Origin of the sequence: Metabacillus mangrovi, assembly GCF_009711125.1 — a bacterium.
GTDB classification, from domain to species: domain Bacteria; phylum Bacillota; class Bacilli; order Bacillales; family Bacillaceae; genus Metabacillus_B; species Metabacillus_B mangrovi.
In genome coordinates this window covers 508,569-528,719 of record NZ_WMIB01000001.1, presented here as the reverse complement: position 1 = coordinate 528,719, position 20,151 = coordinate 508,569, and the positions used below count along the sequence as shown (strand labels likewise).

22 protein-coding genes are annotated in these 20,151 nt (G+C 46.5%); 17 read left to right on the top strand and 5 right to left on the bottom strand.

Annotation, left to right across the window (positions count from 1 at the left end; all coding sequences use genetic code 11):
- Positions 1-65: 65 nt before the first annotated feature.
- From GKZ89_RS02825 to GKZ89_RS02800, 6 genes are all read left to right on the top strand, one after another.
- Positions 66-503, top strand: coding sequence for a BrxA/BrxB family bacilliredoxin (locus GKZ89_RS02825; protein ID WP_155110834.1), 438 nt, complete (start codon positions 66-68; stop codon positions 501-503).
- 271 nt (positions 504-774) lie between these two features.
- Positions 775-1,566, top strand: coding sequence for a transporter substrate-binding domain-containing protein (locus GKZ89_RS02820; protein WP_155110833.1), 792 nt, complete (start codon positions 775-777; stop codon positions 1,564-1,566).
- A 64-nt stretch (positions 1,567-1,630) separates the two neighbouring features.
- Positions 1,631-2,287 (top strand): amino acid ABC transporter permease, encoded by a 657-nt coding sequence (locus GKZ89_RS02815; RefSeq protein WP_155110832.1) that lies wholly within the window; start codon positions 1,631-1,633, stop codon positions 2,285-2,287.
- Positions 2,280-2,999 (top strand): ATP-binding cassette domain-containing protein, encoded by a 720-nt coding sequence (locus GKZ89_RS02810; protein WP_162356393.1) that lies wholly within the window; start codon positions 2,280-2,282, stop codon positions 2,997-2,999. The genes GKZ89_RS02815 and GKZ89_RS02810 overlap by 8 nt, the downstream gene beginning before the upstream one ends.
- Before the next feature lie 97 nt (positions 3,000-3,096).
- Entirely contained in the window at positions 3,097-4,053 is a 957-nt protein-coding gene (locus GKZ89_RS02805) for an aromatic acid exporter family protein (protein WP_155110831.1), read from the top strand.
- Between the two features lie 53 nt (positions 4,054-4,106).
- Positions 4,107-4,652 (top strand): L,D-transpeptidase, encoded by a 546-nt coding sequence (locus GKZ89_RS02800; protein ID WP_430696573.1) that lies wholly within the window; start codon positions 4,107-4,109, stop codon positions 4,650-4,652.
- Positions 4,653-4,732: 80 nt separating this feature from the next.
- On the opposite strand, the gene prli42 is transcribed toward GKZ89_RS02800, so the two are convergent.
- The gene (prli42, locus tag GKZ89_RS02795; protein ID WP_155110829.1) at positions 4,733-4,831 is read right to left on the bottom strand and encodes a stressosome-associated protein Prli42; all 99 of its coding nucleotides are present in this window, start codon (positions 4,829-4,831) and stop codon (positions 4,733-4,735) included.
- A gap of 159 nt (positions 4,832-4,990) precedes the next feature.
- Between prli42 and mce the strand changes: the two genes are divergently transcribed.
- Genes mce through GKZ89_RS02780 form a run of 3 tightly spaced genes read left to right on the top strand, consistent with a single transcriptional unit; the run spans position 4,991 to position 8,096 of the window.
- Positions 4,991-5,407 (top strand): methylmalonyl-CoA epimerase, encoded by a 417-nt coding sequence (mce, locus tag GKZ89_RS02790; protein WP_155110828.1) that lies wholly within the window; start codon positions 4,991-4,993, stop codon positions 5,405-5,407.
- Between the two features lie 2 nt (positions 5,408-5,409).
- Positions 5,410-6,957, top strand: coding sequence for an acyl-CoA carboxylase subunit beta (locus GKZ89_RS02785; protein WP_155111100.1), 1,548 nt, complete (start codon positions 5,410-5,412; stop codon positions 6,955-6,957).
- 20 nt (positions 6,958-6,977) lie between these two features.
- Positions 6,978-8,096, top strand: a complete 1,119-nt coding sequence (locus tag GKZ89_RS02780; RefSeq protein ID WP_155110827.1) for a M20/M25/M40 family metallo-hydrolase — start codon at positions 6,978-6,980, stop codon at positions 8,094-8,096.
- 234 nt (positions 8,097-8,330) lie between these two features.
- Here GKZ89_RS02780 and GKZ89_RS02775 read toward each other — a convergent pair whose 3' ends face one another.
- Together GKZ89_RS02775 and GKZ89_RS02770 are read right to left on the bottom strand one after the other, a co-directional pair.
- Positions 8,331-9,158: a GNAT family N-acetyltransferase gene (locus GKZ89_RS02775; protein ID WP_155110826.1), complete on the bottom strand. Its 828-nt coding sequence runs from the start codon at positions 9,156-9,158 to the stop codon at positions 8,331-8,333.
- The gene (locus GKZ89_RS02770) at positions 9,155-9,889 is read right to left on the bottom strand and encodes a nucleotidyltransferase domain-containing protein (RefSeq protein ID WP_155110825.1); all 735 of its coding nucleotides are present in this window, start codon (positions 9,887-9,889) and stop codon (positions 9,155-9,157) included. Before GKZ89_RS02770 ends, GKZ89_RS02775 begins: the two co-directional genes overlap by 4 nt.
- Positions 9,890-9,989: 100 nt before the next feature.
- On the opposite strand from GKZ89_RS02770, the gene GKZ89_RS02765 reads away from it, so the two are divergent.
- The 5 genes from GKZ89_RS02765 to GKZ89_RS02745 all read left to right on the top strand — a co-directional run bounded on the left by GKZ89_RS02765 (position 9,990) and on the right by GKZ89_RS02745 (position 15,615).
- Positions 9,990-10,472, top strand: a complete 483-nt coding sequence (locus GKZ89_RS02765; RefSeq protein ID WP_155110824.1) for a chemotaxis protein CheW — start codon at positions 9,990-9,992, stop codon at positions 10,470-10,472.
- Between the two features lie 115 nt (positions 10,473-10,587).
- Positions 10,588-11,838 (top strand): DNA polymerase IV, encoded by a 1,251-nt coding sequence (locus GKZ89_RS02760; protein ID WP_155110823.1) that lies wholly within the window; start codon positions 10,588-10,590, stop codon positions 11,836-11,838.
- Between the two features lie 91 nt (positions 11,839-11,929).
- Positions 11,930-13,342 (top strand): NADP-dependent phosphogluconate dehydrogenase, encoded by a 1,413-nt coding sequence (gene gndA, locus GKZ89_RS02755; RefSeq protein ID WP_155110822.1) that lies wholly within the window; start codon positions 11,930-11,932, stop codon positions 13,340-13,342.
- 613 nt (positions 13,343-13,955) lie between these two features.
- A complete protein-coding gene (locus tag GKZ89_RS02750; RefSeq protein WP_155110821.1) occupies positions 13,956-14,813 on the top strand; it encodes a GRP family sugar transporter in 858 nt (285 codons plus the stop codon).
- 16 nt (positions 14,814-14,829) lie between these two features.
- Positions 14,830-15,615 carry a glucose-1-dehydrogenase gene (locus GKZ89_RS02745; protein ID WP_155110820.1) on the top strand — a complete coding sequence of 262 codons (786 nt, stop codon included), beginning with the start codon at positions 14,830-14,832 and terminating at the stop codon, positions 15,613-15,615.
- A 94-nt stretch (positions 15,616-15,709) separates the two neighbouring features.
- On the opposite strand, the gene GKZ89_RS02740 is transcribed toward GKZ89_RS02745, so the two are convergent.
- Positions 15,710-16,333, bottom strand: a complete 624-nt coding sequence (locus GKZ89_RS02740; protein ID WP_155110819.1) for a cyclase family protein — start codon at positions 16,331-16,333, stop codon at positions 15,710-15,712.
- 60 nt (positions 16,334-16,393) lie between these two features.
- Entirely contained in the window at positions 16,394-17,881 is a 1,488-nt protein-coding gene (gene zwf / locus GKZ89_RS02735; RefSeq protein WP_338324883.1) for a glucose-6-phosphate dehydrogenase, read from the bottom strand.
- Positions 17,882-18,178: 297 nt separating this feature from the next.
- Here zwf and rnz point away from each other — a divergent pair, with 297 nt between their 5' ends.
- The 3 genes from rnz (at position 18,179) to GKZ89_RS02720 (ending at position 20,141) form a co-directional block, all read left to right on the top strand.
- A complete protein-coding gene (gene rnz, locus GKZ89_RS02730) occupies positions 18,179-19,114 on the top strand; it encodes a ribonuclease Z (protein WP_162356391.1) in 936 nt (311 codons plus the stop codon).
- Positions 19,115-19,168: 54 nt separating this feature from the next.
- A complete protein-coding gene (gene rpmG / locus GKZ89_RS02725) occupies positions 19,169-19,318 on the top strand; it encodes a 50S ribosomal protein L33 (RefSeq protein ID WP_155110818.1) in 150 nt (49 codons plus the stop codon).
- 130 nt (positions 19,319-19,448) lie between these two features.
- The gene (locus GKZ89_RS02720) at positions 19,449-20,141 is read left to right on the top strand and encodes a glucosaminidase domain-containing protein (protein WP_155110817.1); all 693 of its coding nucleotides are present in this window, start codon (positions 19,449-19,451) and stop codon (positions 20,139-20,141) included.
- Positions 20,142-20,151: the final 10 nt, after the last annotated feature.

The following is a 20,151-nucleotide window of genomic DNA, read 5'->3' as shown; positions in this document are numbered from 1 at the left end:
GATTGGTAAAATAAGAATAGCACCACTGAATACCGGGATGCGATCCGGTCAAAGGAGAGAATGATATGAACATAGATTTTAACTTATTCATGAATGACGTCGTTCGCCAGGCGAGGCAGGAGATCACGTCTGCCGGCTATACGGAGCTTACAACACCTGAACAGGTAGAAGAAACGTTCAAGCAGGAAGGCACTACGCTTGTAATGGTTAATTCCGTCTGCGGATGTGCAGGCGGCATCGCAAGACCCGCTGCGGCCCACTCTGTGCACTACGACAAACGTCCTGACCGTCTCGTAACTGTATTTGCCGGACAGGATAAAGAGGCGACAGCAAGAGCTCGTGAATTTTTCACCGGCTATCCGCCGTCCTCCCCATCTTTTGCCCTGATCAAAGACGGACAGCTGGCCGCGATGGTCGAGCGCCATGAAATTGAAGGTCACGAGCCGATGGCCGTTGTGAGCAAATTGCAGGACGCTTTTGAAAAGCACTGCGAAGAATTATAAGGAAGTATGCATATTTATTATCAAACGGACTCCCTGGCAGGGGGTCTTTTTTTATGTTTAACACCTTGAGTAAAGCATTCTCTAAGAATAATAAATTATTAACAAAAATTATTTTTACTAGTTTTATTGCATAAATATAAGATTGTGTTAAAATACAGGATATCGCATATTTATTAGTTAAAAAGTTCTTGATAAATTATGAATAATAGGACATAATTTTATTAAATTTAGAATATTTTTAACTTTACAAAATTATAGGGGGAAATAAAAAATGAAAAAATGGTTGTTGCTCGCGATCAGCTTGATGATGGTTTTTGCGCTGGCTGCCTGCGGTACGGCAGAAGAAGCATCCGGAGACGGAGAAAGCGGAAAAAAAGTATTAAAGATGGCAACATCAGCTGATTATCCGCCGTTTGAGTACAAAGACACAGCGAAAAGTGATGAAATCATTGGTTTTGACGTAGACCTTGCCAAGGCACTCGGCGAAAAGCTGGGGTATGAAGTACAGGTACAGGACATGGATTTCAATGGACTGATCGCTGCACTGCAGGGTAAACAGGTAGACATGGTCATGGCAGGCATGACCCCGACTGCAGAACGGAAAAAGAACGTTGATTTTACAGACATTTACTACACAGCGAAGCACATGATTGTATCTCCTAAAGGAAGCGGGATCAAAACCGTTGAAGACCTGAAAGGCAAAAAGCTTGGCGTTCAGCTTGGTTCCATCCAGGAGGGCGAAGCGGAGAAAATTGCCGAGGAAGTAGATGTTACGGTTGAAAACCGCAACCGGATTCCCGAGCTTGTACAGGAACTTAAAACAAAGCGTCTCGATGCAGCCATCATTGAAGATACCGTTGCAAAAGGCTACTTCGAAAAGGATAAGGAGCTTGAAGGCTTCACTCTGGATACAAGCGAGGAAGAAGCAGGTTCTGCCATCGCGTTTCAAAAGGGAAGCAAGTACACAGAAGAATTTAACAAAGCACTGAATGAGATGAAGGAAAACGGGGAACTTGAAAAGCTTGTTGTGAAATGGTTTGAAAAAGAAACGGCTTCAAAATAATATCCGGAACGTTCAACTGTGATTAGTTGAACGTTTCTTATGAAATCCAGAAAGGAGCTGCGCTATGAATATTGACTTCGGGGCAATATCCGGTTCGATCCCCTATATCATCGGGGGACTTGAAGTAACATTAAAACTCGTATCCATGTCCGCGCTGCTCGGTTTTATCTGGGCGATCATTCTTGCCCTTTTTAAAATAAGCCCGATCAGGCCGCTGAACTGGTTAGCTGACTTTTACACCTCCATTTTCAGGGGAACCCCGCTCGTACTCCAGCTTCTCCTGATTTACTATGGCCTGCCGCAGTTTATCGGACCCATCGATCCGTATTGGGCCGGTGTTGCCGCCTTCACCCTTAATTCAGGGGCTTACATATCAGAAGTCATCCGTGCAGGAATCATGGCGGTGGATAAAGGACAGCGGGAAGCTTCCATGGCGCTCGGAGTGCCATACAATCAGATGATGAAAGACATCATCCTTCCGCAGGCATTCAAGAATATTCTGCCTGCTTTAATGAATGAATTTATTACTTTGACGAAAGAATCTGCCATTGTTACGGTCATTGCCCTTCAGGATGTTATGAGGAGGGCCTACCAGGTGGGAGGCGATACGTACCGGTTTTTCGAACCGATTCTCGTTGCAGGTTTGATCTATTACATCCTGGTCATGATTCTTACATTGGCCGGCAAGTTTGTTGAAAGGAGACTGAGACAAAGTGATTAAAGTGGACAAGCTGCATAAATCATTCGGAAAAAATGAAGTACTGCATGATATTTCCGTTTCCATTGGGAAGGGGGACGTAGTGGCGGTCATCGGACCTTCCGGGTCAGGGAAATCCACTTTCTTAAGATGTCTCAATTTCCTTGAGGTGCCGACTAGCGGAGAGATTGAAATCGGCGGCCAGAGTGTAAATCGAAAAGCAAACATCAATAAAATCCGCCAGAATCTCGGGATGGTCTTTCAGCATTTTCATTTATTCCCTCATAAAACCGTTCTGCAGAATCTGACGTATGCCCCGATGACCATTAAAAAAATACCTAAAAAAGAGGCAGAAGAAAAAGCGATGGAACTTCTCGGGAAAGTAGGCTTGAGTGAAAAAGCACATGAATATCCGAGCCGCTTGTCCGGCGGACAGAAGCAGAGGGTGGCCATTGCAAGGGCGCTGGCGATGAATCCGCAAGTCATGCTGTTTGATGAACCGACCTCTGCCCTGGATCCTGAAATGGTAAAAGAAGTGCTGGATGTTATGAAGGACCTCGCGCATACAGGGATGACGATGATCATCGTGACCCATGAAATGGGGTTTGCGAAAGAGGTGGCGGACAGGGTTCTTTTCCTGGATGGAGGTTCACTTGTAGAAGACGCTGCTCCCTCCGAATTTTTTGTAGATCCTAAAACGGAAAGAGCCCGAAATTTCCTGAGTAAGGTTCTTTAATAAGTGTGCCCGTGTTTCTAAATGAGACCGGGCTTTTCCTTTGGATTTCAGCAGAGTTAGGGTAAAATAAAGGTACAAAGTCATTAGGAGTTTTTGCATGAGACCATTCCGGATCGGATACAGAACAATCAAAACGGCGCTGGGTACAGCGGCCGCTATTAGTCTTGCCCAGCTTTTCGGGCTTGAGAACTTCCCCTCTGCCGGCATTATTGCCATCCTCTGCATTCAGGTAACAAAGAAAAAGTCACTTCAGAGCTCATGGTCGCGATTTCTGGCCTGCTCCATTGCCATCCTTTTCTCAACCGTATTCTTTGAGTTGCTTGGCTACACTCCGCTCGTCATCGGACTTATGCTTCTTTTATTTATTCCGTCCGCTGTGGTGGCACGGGCGAACGAAGGAATCGTAACAAGCTCTGTTATTATTCTTCACCTGTATGCATCAGGAAATATTACCATTCCGCTCATTTTAAATGAATTCGCATTACTCGCGACCGGGATCGGTGTTGCGCTTATTATGAATCTTTATATGCCAAGTGCTGACAGGCGGCTCGAAACGTTCCGGAAAAAAATAGAGGAGCAATTCGCTGCGATCTTCAGGCAAATGGAGCACTATTTGCTTCAGGGAGACAATGAATGGGACGGGAAAGAAATCACTGAGACCGCAAGCCTGCTGCATGAAGCGAAAACCCTTGCTTTACGGGATGTAGAAAATCATTTTCTCCGAAATGAAAACCTGTATTACCACTATTTCAGAATGAGGGAAAAGCAATTCGAACTGATTGAGCGCCTGCTTCCGCTGATCTCAAATTTGTCTGTTACATTGGATCAAGGCAAAATGATCGCAGACTTTATCAGGGATCTGAGAGAGCATATTCACCCGGGAAACACCGCCCATACGTTTTTGAGAAGACTCCATGAGATGAAGGAGTCCTTTCAGGATATGCCGCTTCCCCAGACGAGAGAGGAATTTGAAACGAGAGCTTCCCTGCTGCACCTGGTGAGGGAGCTTGAGCAGTACCTTGTTTTGAAAAGCTATTTTAAAGGTCTTAAATAAGGATGAAGCACCTCTTTTTACTTCATACTAAAAGTAAAAAGGGGTGCTTACCTTTGCTTAAATGGCTGCTGATTTTCCCGCTGTTTATTTCACCAGTCTGGCCGCTCGGGCAACATGCTGTTCCTGGAGAACCTTATTTGATCATCAACAAGCAGACAAATGAAATGGCATTTATTGATGACGGTGCGATTCAGAGCATTTACCGTGTGGCCAGCGGAAGCACTGCTGCCCTGACACCGGAAGGGGAGTTCTCGATCGTTGTAAAGGCGGTCGATCCGTATTACAGGAAAAAAAACATACCGGGGGGAGATCCTGAAAATCCACTCGGTCCGCGCTGGATTGGATTTGATGCACAAGGAACAGATGGCAGAACGTACGGAATACACGGGACAAACAGAGAATCTTCAATAGGCGGTTTCGTTACACAGGGGTGTGTGAGGATGCATAATGAGGAAGTCATTGAGCTTTATTCAAAGGTGCCTGTTGGCACAAAAGTATGGATCACCGTCAGCAGCCAGTCATTTGAGACACTTGCCAGAGAAAAAGGCGCTGTTCTGCAAACACCTGCTAAATCCAATGGGTTCCTCTATAATAACTAGTAAGAAACCCGGATCACTCAATAGAGCAATCCGGGTTTTTCTTTTAGGCAGCATCTGCCTGCATATTCATTATTTGAATGTTAAAAACCTATAAATGTAATTCCGGCAAGCAGCGTAGTCAGCAGCATGACGCCAAGCATAACATAGACGACAATTTTCTGAACTTTTTTGTTGGACATTTCATTCACTCCCGAAGCTTCAATGGCTTTATTTTAACCTGAACGATCATCCCGTACAAGCCTAAATGGATGAAGAGTTTGCTCGAATAAGAAGGAAACGGGGCGGATTTTGGAGAATGTATGTTAGTGTATCCGTTTACAGCATAGGGGAGATGAAGCATGATTAACAAAGTTGACCACATTGGGATCGCGGTCCGTTCCATCAGCCAGTCGCTGCCTTTTTACAGGGATGTGCTGGGAATGGAACTCATTAGAGAAGAAAATGTACCGTCACAGCTCGTCAAGGTTGCTTTTCTGGACGCGGGGAATCAGAAAATTGAGCTGCTGGAGCCATCGTCTCCTGAAAGCCCGGTTGCCCGGTTTTTGGAGAAAAGAGGCGAGGGCATCCATCATATTGCCTATCGTGTTCAAAATCTGGAAGAACGGATCGCCGATTTGAAATCAAAGGATATCACGATGATTGACGAGGTGCCGAGGATCGGGGCCGGCGGTGCTTCCATTGCTTTTCTTCATCCGAAATCAACTGGAGGAACATTGACTGAGCTTTGTGAAAAAAAGGGGAATGATAAGCGATGAACATGGATATTTACGATAAAATCAATGAACTTTATGACCGGCGCCGGGAGATCGAACTCGGCGGAGGAGATGAAAAAATAGACAAACAGCATGAGAAAGGCAAGCTGACAGCGAGAGAGAGGATCGATCTGCTTGTGGATGAAGGCTCGTTTGTTGAGCTGAACGCTTTTATCGAGCACCGCTGCAATGACTTTGGCTTGCAGGGAAAAAAGGGACCTGGAGATGGGGTCGTTACAGGCTATGCGAAAATACACGGACGTCCGATCTATTTATTTTCACAGGATTTTACAGTTTTTGGCGGAGCGCTTGGGGAAATGCATGCAAAAAAAATTGCCGCTGTCATGGATCTTGCAGCTGAAAACGGAACCCCGTTCATCGGGCTGAATGACTCCGGTGGTGCGAGGATCCAGGAGGGTGTGGTATCATTAGATGGCTATGGCCATATCTTTTACCGGAACAGCATCTATTCAGGCGTTATCCCGCAAATATCGGTGGTCCTTGGACCTTGTGCAGGCGGAGCGGTATACTCCCCGGCGATTACCGATTTTGTTTTCATGGTCGAAAAGACAAGCCAGATGTTTATTACGGGACCAAAAGTGATTGAAACGGTTACCGGCGAAAAAATCAGCTCCGAGGATCTCGGAGGCGCGCACGTACATAATACAGTCAGCGGGAACGCACACTTTTCAGGAAGCACCGAACAGGAAGTACTTGAGCAGGTGCGGCTGCTGCTCAGCTATCTGCCGCAGAATAATGAAGAAAAGCCCCCCGGCAAAGAGGCTCCGGAAGAGAGTGACTACAGACCGGATCTGACCGACTTGATCCCGTTTGACGCGATACGGCCTTACGATGTAAGAACGGTGATCGAGAACATCATGGACAAGGACTCTTTTATGGAGGTCCATCAGGGCTTTGCTAAAAATATGGTAGTCGGCTTTGCCAGAATGAAGGGACAGACTGTCGGCCTCGTATGCAACCAGCCGAAGTATATGGCAGGCGGACTGGATATTGATTCTTCAGACAAAGCAGCCCGATTCATCCGTTTTTGCGATTCCTTCAACATCCCGATCATCACGTTTGAGGACGTAACAGGATTCTTTCCGGGAGTGAAACAGGAGCACGGAGGCATTATCCGTCACGGGGCGAAGATTCTCTACGCCTATTCGGAAGCGGTCGTCCCGAAGATCACAGTGATTTTGAGGAAGGCCTACGGGGGGGCATACGTAGCCCTGAACAGCAAATCAATCGGTGCAGATCTTGTGTACGCCTGGCCGAATGCTGAAATTGCGGTTATGGGTCCTCAAGGTGCTGCCAACATTATTTTTGCAAGAGATATACAGAACAGCAGCGATCCGGAAGCCGAGAGAGCAAAAAAAATCGAGGAATACAGAGAAAAGTTTGCCAATCCTTATGTAGCAGCAAGCCAGGGCATGGTCGATGATGTCATCGACCCGCGGGAAACAAGGATTAAGCTCATCCAGGCCCTCGATATGCTGTCAGGCAAGAAAGTAAAGCGCCCATATAAAAAGCACGGGAACATCCCGCTTTAATTGAAATTGGAGGGACCATCATGGTTAATCAAGACAGATTAGTAGAAGAATTTTTGGAATTGGTTCAAGTGGATTCAGAAACGAAATTCGAAGCAGAAATCGCAAAGGTCCTGAAGGGGAAATTCACGTCCCTTGGCGTCAGCGTGACGGAAGATGATTCAGCAGGCACGACTGGTCATGGAGCAGGAAACCTGATCTGCACCCTTGAAGCAACGAAAGATGGCGTGGATCCAATCTATTTTACTTCCCATATGGATACAGTCGTTCCCGGAAAAGGGATCAAACCGTCCATTGAGGATGGCTACATCGTTACGGATGGAACAACGATTCTTGGAGCCGATGATAAAGCAGGGCTCGCTGCCATGTTCGAAGCCATCCGCATCCTGAAAGAAAAAGAAATCCCACACGGAAAAATCGAATTCATCATCACGGCTGGAGAGGAATCAGGACTTGTCGGAGCGAAAGCGCTCAACCCGGAAAGCATGACAGCGAAATACGGCTATGCCCTGGACAGCGATGGCAAAGTAGGCGATATCATCGTTGCCGCTCCGACTCAGGCGAAAGTAAAAGCGATCATCAAAGGCAAAACAGCGCATGCCGGCGTGGCTCCTGAGAAAGGTGTATCTGCCATCACAATCGCAGCGAAAGCCATTTCCAAAATGCCGCTCGGCCGCCTGGATAAAGAAACAACTGCCAACATCGGACGTTTTGAAGGAGGCACACAGACGAACATCGTGTGCGACCACGTAGAGATTTTGGCTGAGGCGCGGTCTCTCGTTCCTGAAAAAATGGAAGCACAGACGGCTAAAATGAAGGCTGCATTCGAAGAAGCAGCAGCAGAACTTGGAGGAAAAGCAGAGGTCGACATTCAAGTCATGTACCCTGGCTTTAAATTCTCCGACGGTGATCACGTAGTGGAAGTGGCAAAGCGGGCAGCTGCTGCCATCGGCCGCGAAAGCCGCCTGCTGACTAGTGGAGGCGGAAGTGACGCCAATGTCATCGCGGGCAACGGAGTACCAACCGTAAACCTCGCCGTTGGCTACGAAGAAATCCATACAACCAATGAGAGAATGCCTGTGGAAGAGCTTGTGAAAACAGCCGAAATGGTCGTAGCTGTTATTCAGGAAGCAGCGAAATAATGGTTGAGAAGACAGTGCCTGAGGTGCACTGTCTTTTTCGTTACTGCGGATGAAGGGGGGCCTGCGGGGATTGGGCAGGCGAGCAAAATTTGTCGAAAGATCGATATATAGAAAGTTTGACCGATATATCCATTTTTTGACCGATAAGTGGGCGGGATTGACCGATATATTGAAGTTTCGACCGATAAGTGGGCTGGGTTGACCGATATATGCGCGACACGCCTATCGCTTTGTTCAAAATTGTGGAATAAGCCTGGCTCCGCAGGCCCTTTCATAAAATTCGATCGGTCCTGCTTGCCCGATTACTGCAAATTCATAGCCGAAATGCTTCATTTCAAGTAAACATGTATAGAGCATGTCCTTTCCGATTGACTTGAACCGGGAGTCCGCTGCTGTACCCATTGGACCAAAAAGCCCTTTTCTACCCCGGACAATATCGTAGCATGCAAACCCGGTTAGTGTCCCGTTATGCTCAGCTATATAAATGGGAAGATTCGTATTTTCTTTATCCAAATCGCTAAGAATACGAAGCCATCGCTCCCCAAACTCCCTTAAAATGAACGCCTTTATAGCAGGTACATCCTTATAAATCGCTCTTCTAATGTCTGTGCGTGCGTATTGAAAATCCTTCAGTCGATCTAAATGTACGATTAAATCCCTTGGAACACAGGCGATATTCATCAGTTCACGGACCGTTTCAGTGCCAAGAAAAGCAGCTATCGCCTCTTCTTGAAAGAGACAACTGAGCAGATGACCTTCATTAATCAGCTGCTGATTGTATTTTTGCATTTGCTTTTCTGCTTCTTTAAAAACAGATTCGGTCGATTTAGAGCAATTTATTCCATCGATTATCATAACAGATTCGTTTTGTAAGGCAGGTACATGATCAAAGAGGTCCTGTTTGAATTGATCTCCAAATTTCACATGCAGGCATAGATGAATCTCTCCGCAAACGCTGTTTGCCTCATCAAATATGCCTGCCAGTAAATGATGAGGATAAACGATCGGTGACATTTCGGCTGCTAAAGTAATGACTTTCCTCATTCTCGGTGTGAAATTCATCTGATTTTCTCCCCTTGAATCCCCTCACTCCCAATCTGAAACCCTTCAAAATACCTCCCGCCAAACGGCTTCAGGATCTGATCGGCGAGCTGGATCAGCTGTTCAGCGTTCCCGTCTTTGTTAAACGAGGTCAGAGATTCGTAAAGTTTAGCAGCGAAGTGCGGGTCGCAGTTTTTAAGAGTCCGGTATTTCCACTTGCCTGCACCAAGCCACTGGCCGTTTGTTCTCATGTAAAACTCGTAGAGAAGATCGGTGAGGGTATGTACGATAAACAGTGATTCTTCTTTTGAATCTGAATCTGTCAAATCTGCTAATGCGTCGGAGATAAAATACCGTTTCAGCTGCTTCTCTTTGTCAGCCCACTCATCAGGACCTTTTAACAGATCTTCTTCTGCTGCTTTTTTTACAGACCCTGCAAGGCCCTCATCTTTAATGATACGTCCTTCAAAAATCATCCTTTGCATACTCGGTATCGCGCGTCTTCTGTCTGAAAGGAAAATCTTTTGATAAGAGAGGGGACCGTGGGCGAACAATTCCACAGGCCAACCTTGATAATAAAAAGATTTTCTAAAAGAGTTCTTGATTTTCTTATGAATGATGACGATATCTAAATCAGAGGATGGCTTTGCTGCTCCGCGTCCTGCACTTCCCGCAAGGAAGGCGGCTTCACAGTCAGGGTAGTGTTCGGCAATAAAAGAAATGGACGTTTCGATTGGGTCAGGTCGTTTCATGGATTTCCTCCTTAGTTTATGTATGCAAAAGAACACTTTGCGGAGCTTTTATTCCATAGTATGATAAAAATGATGATAATTGGAAGGGGCAGCATGCACAATGAAAGCCATAATTTTTCAAATACAGGAAGAAGACTTCGGGATTCCGATAGAGGACGTGCGATCCATAGAGAAAATTGCAGGGATGAAGCAGATTCCCAACACTCCGGATTACGCAGCGGGTGTGATGCTCATCCGCGGCGAGCTGATCCCCATCCTGGATGTTACAAAGCTTTTTGGAAGAGAGGAAAAGCTGAATCTGGAGCAGGCAAAAGTGATTGCCGTCCAGACAGAGGAGATAGCAGCAGGCCTGCTTGTTAAAGATGCAAAGGAAATCGCCGACATTGAAAAGGACCAGATAAAACCGCTTCCGGCAGGAACGGGTGCTGCCGACAAGTGGTTTTCTTCCATTGCCATGATGGACAGCCGGCTCATTACTATGGTGAACCCAACGGCGTTACTGGGTTCACTGGATGACTTAGCAGATATTCAGGAAGAAATGAAAAAGTTAATCGAAAACGAAAAGGAAGAAGCATCCGTGTAACCGGGTGCTTTTTTCCATACCGGAGGACCTCATGCCTGAACATGAGCCTGTAAGTAATGGAATGCGCGTTCGCATGTTATAATAAAAGGAACGAATCTTCTGGGAAGTGAACGGAATGCAAGTAGAAGGGAAGAAAGGCAGGATCATCTTTCATATCGATATGAACAGCTTTTATGCTTCTGTGGAAATGGCGTATGACCCAAGCCTCAAGGGAAAGCCGGTCGCGATTGCAGGGAACGCGGCTGAACGCAAAGGGATTATTGTGACCTGCTCTTATGAAGCAAGAAAGTATGGGGTTAAAACGACCATGCAAATCTGGCAGGCAAGGAGACTGTGCCCGGATCTGATCGTCCGGACACCGAATTTCGACCGATACCGGGAATCTTCCAGAGCCATGTTTGATGTGCTGAGGGATTATACGCCGCTTGTGGAGCCTGTCAGCATCGATGAAGGATATATGGATATTACGGATTATACGAACGGGGCCAATCCGATTGAACTGGCACACTCTCTCCAGTCCAGGCTCATGGAAGAACTGATGCTGCCCTCAAGCATCGGAATTGCTCCTAATAAATTTCTTGCTAAGATGGCGTCTAATATGAAAAAGCCGATGGGGATTACAGTGCTTAGAAAAAGAGAGCTGGACAGAACGCTTTGGCCGCTGCCGATTGGAGAAATGCACGGTGTCGGAGAGAAGACCGCAGATAAACTTCATTCGATCGGCATTCAAACCATCCATGATCTCATTTTGACAGAAGAAGGAAAATTGAAAGAGCTGTTGGGGATCAATGGGGAACGGCTAAAGAAGCGGGCAGCAGGCATCGATGACCGGCCGGTTGATCCGGAGTCTATTCATGAGTTTAAAAGCATCGGGAACTCTTCGACTCTTCCGCAGGATTCATCAAATCCGCGAGAGCTGGATAAACTGATAAAGAAGCTGTCGGAGTCCGTCAGCAGACGAATGCACCGTAAGAATGTGCTCGCTTCCAAGCTTTCGGTCATGATCCGCTATGGAAACCGGCAGACGTATACGAGGACTTCCAAGCTCGATAACCCTGTATCCAGTGCAGGCGATATAGAAGAGCAGGCAAAAAGAATTTTTTACAAACATTGGACTGGAGATCCTATCAGGCTGCTGGGCATTACCGGCCTGGATTTAATGGAGAAAGAAGAAGCGGTTAAGCAGCTGAATCTGTTTTCCTATGAAGAGGATGCAAAAGAAGAGCCGATCTGGAACGTTATGGACAAGCTGAACGGGAAATTCGGCAAGCACACGGTAAGACGGGGGCTGAAAGGGAAAACTGAAGAAGATCATTCAAGCGGGACGAGCTTTAATAAGGATTTTCTGCAGGACCGGGACAAATAGCTCGTGAGCCAGGCCGCTTCGCTTGAAACAAGCTCTCCAAATGTGATATTTTCAAGAATGTAATCAAACGTACAGGAAAGGACGTTTTGACATGTCAAAACAGCAAATTGGTGTTATCGGTCTTGCCGTAATGGGCAAAAACCTTGCAATGAATATCGAAAGCCGCGGATACTCCGTGTCCGTCTATAACCGTTCTTCCGATAAAACAGAGGATTTTCTTTCTGAATCAGAAGGCAAAAATGTAAAAGGTACATACAGCATTGAAGAATTCGTAACTTCTCTTGAAACACCGAGAAAAATTCTTTTAATGGTCAAAGCAGGTCCAGCTACAGACGCAACAATTGAAACGCTTCTTCCTTACCTCGATAAAGGGGACATCCTGATCGACGGCGGGAATACGTTTTTCAAGGATACACAGCGCCGCAACTCTGAGCTTGCAGAAAGCGGCATCCACTTCATCGGCACAGGTGTGTCCGGCGGAGAAGAGGGTGCGTTAAAAGGACCGTCCATCATGCCGGGCGGACAAAAGGAAGCTCACGAGCTTGTTAAACCGATTCTGGAAGCTATTTCTGCAAAAGTTGACGGAGAGCCATGTACAACGTACATCGGGCCGGATGGCGCCGGGCATTACGTGAAGATGGTTCATAACGGGATTGAATACGGGGACATGCAGCTTATTTCTGAAGCATATTTCCTCTTGAAAAATGTCCTCGGACTCTCTGCAGAAGAATTCCATGAAGTGTTCGCGGACTGGAACAAAGGCGAGCTTGACAGTTACCTGATCGAGATTACCGCTGACATCTTCACGAAAAAAGATGACGACACCGGCAAACCGCTAGTAGACGTTATTTTGGATACAGCCGGTCAAAAGGGTACAGGCAAATGGACAAGCAGCAATGCACTTGACCTCGGCGTACCGCTTCCAATCATCACAGAATCCGTTTTCTCCCGCTTCATTTCTGCAATGAAGGACGAGCGTGTGAAAGCGAGCAAGGTTCTGTCCGGTCCGGATGCCGGTGCTTATACCGGAGACAAGCAAGAATTGATTGAGGCAGTCCGCCAGGCTCTTTATATGAGTAAAATCTGTTCATATGCACAAGGTTTTGCTCAAATGAAAGCCGCTTCTGAAGAATACGGCTGGGATCTGAAGTATGGCGAAATCGCCATGATTTTCAGAGGAGGCTGCATCATCCGCGCGGCATTCCTTCAAAAAATCAAGGAAGCCTTTGATGGAGATGCAAACCTTTCAAACCTTCTGCTCGATCCTTACTTTAAAGAAATCGTTCAGAAATATCAGGTTTCACTTCGTAAAATTCTATCTGTAGCCATCGAGCGCGGCGTTGCAGTCCCTGGCTTCTCAAGTGCACTCGCTTACTTTGATAGCTACCGCTCTGAAGTTCTGCCTGCAAACCTGATCCAGGCGCAGCGCGATTACTTCGGTGCTCACACGTACCAGCGTCTTGATAAAGAAGGAATCTTCCATACAGAATGGATGAGCAAGTAAATCTATAAAGAATTAGAATAAACCTGGAATGCCCCCCGGCATTCCAGGTTTTTTATATTGAGGATTTTGGAACGAAACGGGAGTGGCGTGGCACGAGAACTCCTTCGGCCGGCACGAAACCGATCTGTTTTGGCACGTAAAAACAGTATGGCACGAAGAGATGGGGTTTCGGCACGTAACTGGAGAGGGCCGGCACGAAAACTCCTTGGATCGGCACGAAACCGGTCTGTGTCGGCACGTAAAAACAGTATGGCACGAAGAGATGGGGTTTCGGCACGTAACTGGAGAGGGCGGCACGAAAACTCCTTGGATCGGCACGAAACCGGTCTGTGTTGGCACGTAAAAACAGAATAGCACGTAAAGATGGATTTTCGGCACGTAACTGGAGCGTGCCGGCACGAAAACTCCTTCGATCGGCACAAAACCGGTCTGCCTTGGCACGTAAAAGAGAATAGCGCAAAACTTCCCCGCATCGGCTCATTTAATGCTCAAAGTGCTTTAGAGTTCTAAAGAAATATTTACACTTTTCTGTATGTTTGAAGGAGCGGGATTTGAGGAAGTATAAGAAAACATCATCCATCAAAAGATACAGTTAAAGTAGGAGACGATCATCATGACAGGAATTTTATTAGCATTAATCCCTGCTGTTACGTGGGGAAGTTTAGTATTAATCAGTGTGAAGCTCGGCGGAGACGCGAAAAGCCAGACCCTTGGCATTACCATGGGAGCCTTGCTGTTTGCAGCAGTTACGTATTTCATTACACTCCCGTCCATTTCAGCTCTGGCATGGGGGATCGGCATCATTTCCGGTGTAATGTGGACCATCGGACAGTTCGGGCAGTTAACGAGCGTTAAATACATAGGGGTCGCGAAAACGGTACCCATCTCGACCGGACTGCAGCTGATGGGCACGACTCTGTTTGGGGTTTTGCTGTTTAAAGAGTGGGATACGGGAACAGCTGTTACGATCGGCTCGATTGCTGTTGCTTCCATTATTATTGGAGTCATCTTGACGTCGGTCGGCCAGAAAGCGAAAGATGAAGAGGATAAAAAACATCTGAAAAAAGGGCTGTTTATCCTGTTAGTTTCATCGCTTGGATACATCGGGTATGTGGTCGTTATCCGTTATTTCGAAATAGATGGCTGGTCGGCGATTCTTCCGCAGGGGATCGGGATGGCAGCGGGTGCTCTCATTTTGACCCTGAAAAGCAAGCCGTTTAATAAATATGCCCTGCGCAATACTCTGACAGGAATCTGGTGGTCTGCAGGGAACCTTGGTTTGCTGCTGTCACTTCCGCTTATTGGAGTGGCAACCAGCTTTTCGCTTTCTCAGACAGGAATCGTGATTTCAACTTTGGGAGGATTGTTCCTTCTAAAAGAAAAGACGGCTAAAAAACAGATTATCTTCGTCATCATCGGATGTCTTTTAATCATTGCAGGCGGGGTCCTGCTTGGATATACAAAACGATAAAAGGAGTGCATGAGAAATGTTTAAAGACCTTGAAGGGAAAGTCGTGGTCGTCACCGGTGCAAGCTCAGGTCTCGGCCGTGCCATAGCAAAGCGATTTGGAGAAGAAAAGGCGAAGGTTGTCGTGAATTATTATAAAAACGAAGGCAAATCCGACGAACTGATTAAAGAAATTAAAGAGGCCGGCGGAGAAGCGATCAAGGTTCAGGGTGATGTTTCAAAAGAAGAGGATGTTAAAAGGCTCGTGCAGACAGCGATCGATGAATTCGGCACACTGGACGTGATGGTCAACAATGCCGGCATCCAAAACGAGGTGCCGACTGAGGAGCTTTCCGTCGAGGAGTGGAATAAAGTGATTTCCACTAATTTGACCGGTATTTTCACAGGCAGCAGAGAGGCCATTAAATACATGCTGGAGCATGATATAAAGGGCAGTATTATCAATATGTCTTCCGTGCACCAGATTATCCCGTGGCCCCATTTTGCCCATTATGCTGCGTCTAAGGGCGGCATCAAGATGCTGAGTGAAACCCTTGCATTGGAATACGCTCCTCACGGAATCCGCGTAAACTGTCTGGCGCCTGGTGCAATCAATACGCCAATCAACAAAGAAAAATTCAGTGATCCCGAAGCGAAAGAAGAAGTACTGAAAATGATTCCGATGAAAAAAATCGGTGAACCTGAAGAAGTGGCAGCTGCAGCTGTCTGGCTCGCATCTAAGGAAGCAAGCTATGTAACCGGCACAACGCTGTATATTGACGGCGGTATGACGAACTACCCAAGTTTTCAAGCCGGAAAGGGCTGACACTTGTTATAAAAAAATCGGCTCCGGTTCAGTAACCGGGGCCGATTTTTATTGTTTAGTGAAGTTTTTCCAAAGATGTCGCAGAGGGTAGGGTTTATTCAGCCTTCAGACCTTCAAACAAAAGAATTCTTGCGGGAGCTGCATCCTTGCCAAGAATCTTAAGAGGTGCTGCGACCATGAAGTAGCTGCCTTCTGACACTTCTTTCAAGCGCAGCCCTTCAATGATAATGACTTCGTGCTTGAAAAGTGTTTTATGAGTGGGATGACCTTCCTGGCTTCTTTCTACTCCAAGAGCGTCGATTCCGACCCCTCTTATTCCAATCTCACTGAGGTGCTTTGCTGCACATTCCGCTACAAAAATGAATTCAAAATTGAATGCATCTTCAAGGGAGTTCTTTGTCTTAAAAAGAACGAAGTCGCCTTTTTGAATATCAAAACCTTCGATATCTTCCTTCCGGATCCGATCTTCTACATTTGTCAGGTCAAAAACTTTTGCTTCACCGACCAGATCGTCAAGTGCGATCGCTTCCATCGTATCTCCCTCCACGATCATATGGAGAGGGGAGTCAACATGTGTGCCTGTGTGGAGGTCCATTGCAATCCTTGTTTCAGTTACGTAGCCATTGGTTGACGTATTGAGAACCGGCTGTTTTTCCTCTTTGTTTTTGTAAACGGGCATTCCTTCAAAAATCGGTGCGGATACGTCATACATCTTCATAATTGGATTTCCCCCTTATTTTGGTAAAGCGCCCTGCAAGGCAGGACGCTGGTTAAGTCTTTATTCCGTATCTGTTACAGGCCACCAGTGGAAGCCGTCCTTTGCAAGAAGCTCATCTGATGCATCAGGTCCCATCGTGCCGGACTGATAGTTAGGGAACGCTGCAGGGACGCTTGACCAAGCTTTTGCAATCGTATCAACATAGCTCCAAGTGAGTGCGACTTCATCCCAATGGGTAAAGTTCGTGGCGTCGCCGCGGAGGCAATCATCAATCAGCTTTTCATATGCTTCAGGTGTGTTGATCCCGTCAATGCAATTGTTGTTGTAATCCAGCTTGATCGGCGCTGCATAGGAACGCTCACTCGTTTTCTTCGCATTCAGGTGAAGGGTGATCCCCTCATCCGGCTGAATGTTGATTACAAGCAGATTCGGATGCATGCTCTGACCGTTATTATAGTAAAGGTTCATCGGGATGTCCTTGAACTGCACGACAATCTTTGTTGATTTTGCCGGCATACGCTTCCCGGTTCTGATGTAAATAGGAGTTCCCGCCCAGCGGAAGTTATCAATTGTCAGTTTTCCGGCCACGAACGTTTCGGTATTGGATTGCGGGTCTACATTGTTTTCTTCTCTGTAGCCGGCCACATCTTCGTTCCGGATGCTGCCTTTTCCGTATTGTCCGCGGACAAAATAGTCAGAAACCTCATTTTCTTTAAGAGGCCTTAAGGCACGCAGGACTTTTACCTTTTCACTGCGGATCTCCTCATCGGTCAGTTTAATCGGCGGTTCCATAGCCAGCAGCGCAACCATTTGAAGAATATGATTTTGAACCATATCCTTTAGTGCGCCGGAAGATTCGTAATACCGTCCGCGGTCTTCCACACCAAGCCACTCGCTAGAAGTGATCTGGATATTTGCGATATAGCGGTTGTTCCAAAGCGGTTCGAAAATGGCATTCGCGAAACGAATGACTTCGATATTCTGAACCATCGCTTTGCCGAGATAATGGTCAATCCGGTAGATTTGATCTTCTGAGAAAGCAGCCCGGATTTCGTCATTCAGTTTCTGTGCACTCGGAAGATCCGTTCCGAATGGTTTTTCAATCACAAGCCTGCTCCAGCCTTCAGTAGAGGTTAGACCTTCATTTTTAAGATTGATGGCGATTGTCCCGAAAAATTCAGGGGCCATTGCCATGTAAAACATCCGGTTGCCCGGGATTTCATATGTATGGTCAAGCTCTTCAAGCAAGCCTTTCAATTCCTGGTAAGAACCGGGATTGGTGACATCAAAAGGGTGATAGTGGAAATGAGAAAGGAATTCTTCTGTATCCCCATGATCCGGTACAGCATTTTCAATTGAAGTATTCACGTTTTGGCGGAATTCTTCATTCGTCCATGGTCTGCGGCCAACACCTACTACAGCAAACTCCCTGCCGATCCGATTATTTTGAAGAAGCTGGTAAATAGAGGGGTACAGCTTCCGTTTTGCCAAATCCCCGGTAGCTCCGAATATAACAATGACTGCTTTTGGATGATGTTCAGTGTTCACAATTAAGACCTCACTTTTCATATAATCAAGGGCCATTTCCCTGGTTGTCTGCTGATTTCAGCTTAGTAAGAGATGCTCTAACAAAAAAGGTCCCGTACAGGTTCTTAATTTTAAAGCTTCCGCAGGCGTAAAGCAAACATTTGAACCAATTTCCATTCTTTAGTATAAGCGTATAATCGAAAAACATTTATCCATTTCCAATCCGTTCAGCCGGGATCATGTTTGAGATCGGCGGTGCATCTTTCGTTCATTTCAGGTATTCTATAGAAAAGAATCGCATACAGGAGGATTTTTAAGGTGAACGTATTATTTTTAGGAACCGGGGCCGGTGTTCCGTCCAAACAGCGGAATGTGTCATCCGTGGCACTGGAGCTGCTCAGTGAAAGAGGGGCGGTTTGGCTGTTTGACTGCGGGGAGGGTACACAGCATCAAATCCTTCACACGACTCTTAAACCGGGGAAAATTGAAAAGATTTTTATCACCCACCTTCACGGTGATCATATCTTCGGCCTTCCCGGTCTTTTGGGGAGCCGTTCCTTTCAGGGCGCCGGAGATCCTCTGACAATCTACGGCCCAAAAGGATTAGCGGACTTTATCAAGGCTGCGCTCGCCTGCAGCAAAACGCATCTGCGATACCCGATCCATGTGGTTGAAGGGGAAGGCGGAATGGTTTTTGAAGACGAGCAGTTCAGAGTCGAAGCGCTGCTGCTCGAACATGGGCTACCGAGCTATGGATACAGAGTGGTGGAAAAAGACAAGCCTGGAACACTTATGGCCTCAGAGCTCAAAGCTGCAGGGGTAAAACCGGGCCCCGACTATCAAAAGCTGAAAGAGGGAGGAACTGTCTTTCTGGAAGACGGTACCATGATTAAAGGCTCGGATTACATAGGGCCTCCTAAGAAAGGAAAGATCATTGCGATTGCAGGCGATACAAGGAGCTGCCCGGCTCTTGAGGAGCTGGCTGAGAATGCGGACCTTCTTATACATGAAGCCACCTTCGCGCAGGAGGACAGGGAGCTGGCTTATGAATATTATCATTCAACAACTGAAGAAGCTGCGCTGCTTGCAAAAAAGAGCCATGTAAAGCAACTTGTCCTGACTCACATCAGTGCTCGATATCAGGGGGAGCAGATCGGCAGGCTTCTGGAAGAGGCGTGCAGGATTTTCCAAAACACGCGGATTGCCGAAGATTTGCTGCGAATTGAAATAGAAGGATTGACGGAAGAAGAATGAAACGGTAAAATAATTAAAAATCGTAACAGTTACGATTTACAAGGAGGATTATAGATGCGAGTAAACATTACATTGGCCTGCACAGAAACAGGAGACCGAAATTACATCACGAAAAAGAATAAAAGAAACAATCCAGACCGGATTGAATTAAAGAAATACTGTCCGCGTTTAAAGCGGGTTACCCTGCACCGCGAAACAAAATAATTTGATGAGAGGCCATGCCCGCACAAGGGCATGGCCTCTTTTTTATTTTTACGTACAAGTATCCATACCAAATCCGCAAACGTGCTTATGATGTAGTATCCTATGAAAATGTTTGAAAGGAGAGCCGTTTGTGGAAAATTTTATTGATTTGGCTGTACCTTATGCTGTCAAAGTGCAAAAGGAAGAAAACATACCCGCTTCGATGCTGCTGGCACAATCCATACTTGAAACGGGCTGGGGAGAAAGCTTCCTGGCAAAGAATGCTTTGAATTTATTCGGTATAAAAGGCTCTTATAAGGGACAATCCGTTACCATCAGAACCATTGAATTCGTGGATGGGGAAGAAGTCGTCGTTTCTTCTGCATTTAAAAGGTATCCGACATGGTATGAATCCTTCAAGGATCTCGTCGAATTTTATAAGCGGGGGACGAGGTATGCACCTATTTTCGGACAAGAGGACTACAAAGAAGCCTGTTACGCCCTTCAAAGGGCAGGCTATGCAACAGATCCGAGATACGCGGAGAAACTGATTGGCATCATTGAGCGCTACGGGCTTCAGAAGTACGACGAAATGACCGAGCCTCCTTTTCCGGTTACACCTGTAAGCAATCCCTATCCGGGAGCACTTATCAAAAAGGGCTCTAAAGGGAATCCTGTTCTTCAAGTGCAGAAGCAGCTGAATAAGCAGAAATTCAAACTTATTGAAGACGGAATTTTCGGCCTTAAAACGGAGAGAAGTGTCCGGACGTTTCAGCAGATGAAAGGCCTGATTGCGGATGGAGTTGTAGGTCCCAGGACGTGGAGTGAGCTTTTTAAAGCATAATATCGGTTAA

Coding starts and splice junctions, on each gene's coding strand:
- GKZ89_RS02765 (WP_155110824.1), top strand. CDS start 9,990: ATGAAAGCCATAATTTTTCAAATACAGGAAGAAGACTTCGGGATTCCG.
- GKZ89_RS02745 (WP_155110820.1), top strand. CDS start 14,830: ATGTTTAAAGACCTTGAAGGGAAAGTCGTGGTCGTCACCGGTGCAAGC.
- GKZ89_RS02740 (WP_155110819.1), bottom strand. CDS start 16,333: ATGAAGATGTATGACGTATCCGCACCGATTTTTGAAGGAATGCCCGTT.
- GKZ89_RS02775 (WP_155110826.1), bottom strand. CDS start 9,158: ATGAATTTCACACCGAGAATGAGGAAAGTCATTACTTTAGCAGCCGAA.
- GKZ89_RS02760 (WP_155110823.1), top strand. CDS start 10,588: ATGCAAGTAGAAGGGAAGAAAGGCAGGATCATCTTTCATATCGATATG.
- prli42 (WP_155110829.1), bottom strand. CDS start 4,831: ATGTCCAACAAAAAAGTTCAGAAAATTGTCGTCTATGTTATGCTTGGC.
- GKZ89_RS02805 (WP_155110831.1), top strand. CDS start 3,097: ATGAGACCATTCCGGATCGGATACAGAACAATCAAAACGGCGCTGGGT.
- GKZ89_RS02815 (WP_155110832.1), top strand. CDS start 1,631: ATGAATATTGACTTCGGGGCAATATCCGGTTCGATCCCCTATATCATC.
- GKZ89_RS02780 (WP_155110827.1), top strand. CDS start 6,978: ATGGTTAATCAAGACAGATTAGTAGAAGAATTTTTGGAATTGGTTCAA.
- mce (WP_155110828.1), top strand. CDS start 4,991: ATGATTAACAAAGTTGACCACATTGGGATCGCGGTCCGTTCCATCAGC.
- rpmG (WP_155110818.1), top strand. CDS start 19,169: ATGCGAGTAAACATTACATTGGCCTGCACAGAAACAGGAGACCGAAAT.
- gndA (WP_155110822.1), top strand. CDS start 11,930: ATGTCAAAACAGCAAATTGGTGTTATCGGTCTTGCCGTAATGGGCAAA.
- GKZ89_RS02785 (WP_155111100.1), top strand. CDS start 5,410: ATGGATATTTACGATAAAATCAATGAACTTTATGACCGGCGCCGGGAG.
- GKZ89_RS02750 (WP_155110821.1), top strand. CDS start 13,956: ATGACAGGAATTTTATTAGCATTAATCCCTGCTGTTACGTGGGGAAGT.
- GKZ89_RS02770 (WP_155110825.1), bottom strand. CDS start 9,889: ATGAAACGACCTGACCCAATCGAAACGTCCATTTCTTTTATTGCCGAA.
- GKZ89_RS02820 (WP_155110833.1), top strand. CDS start 775: ATGAAAAAATGGTTGTTGCTCGCGATCAGCTTGATGATGGTTTTTGCG.
- GKZ89_RS02825 (WP_155110834.1), top strand. CDS start 66: ATGAACATAGATTTTAACTTATTCATGAATGACGTCGTTCGCCAGGCG.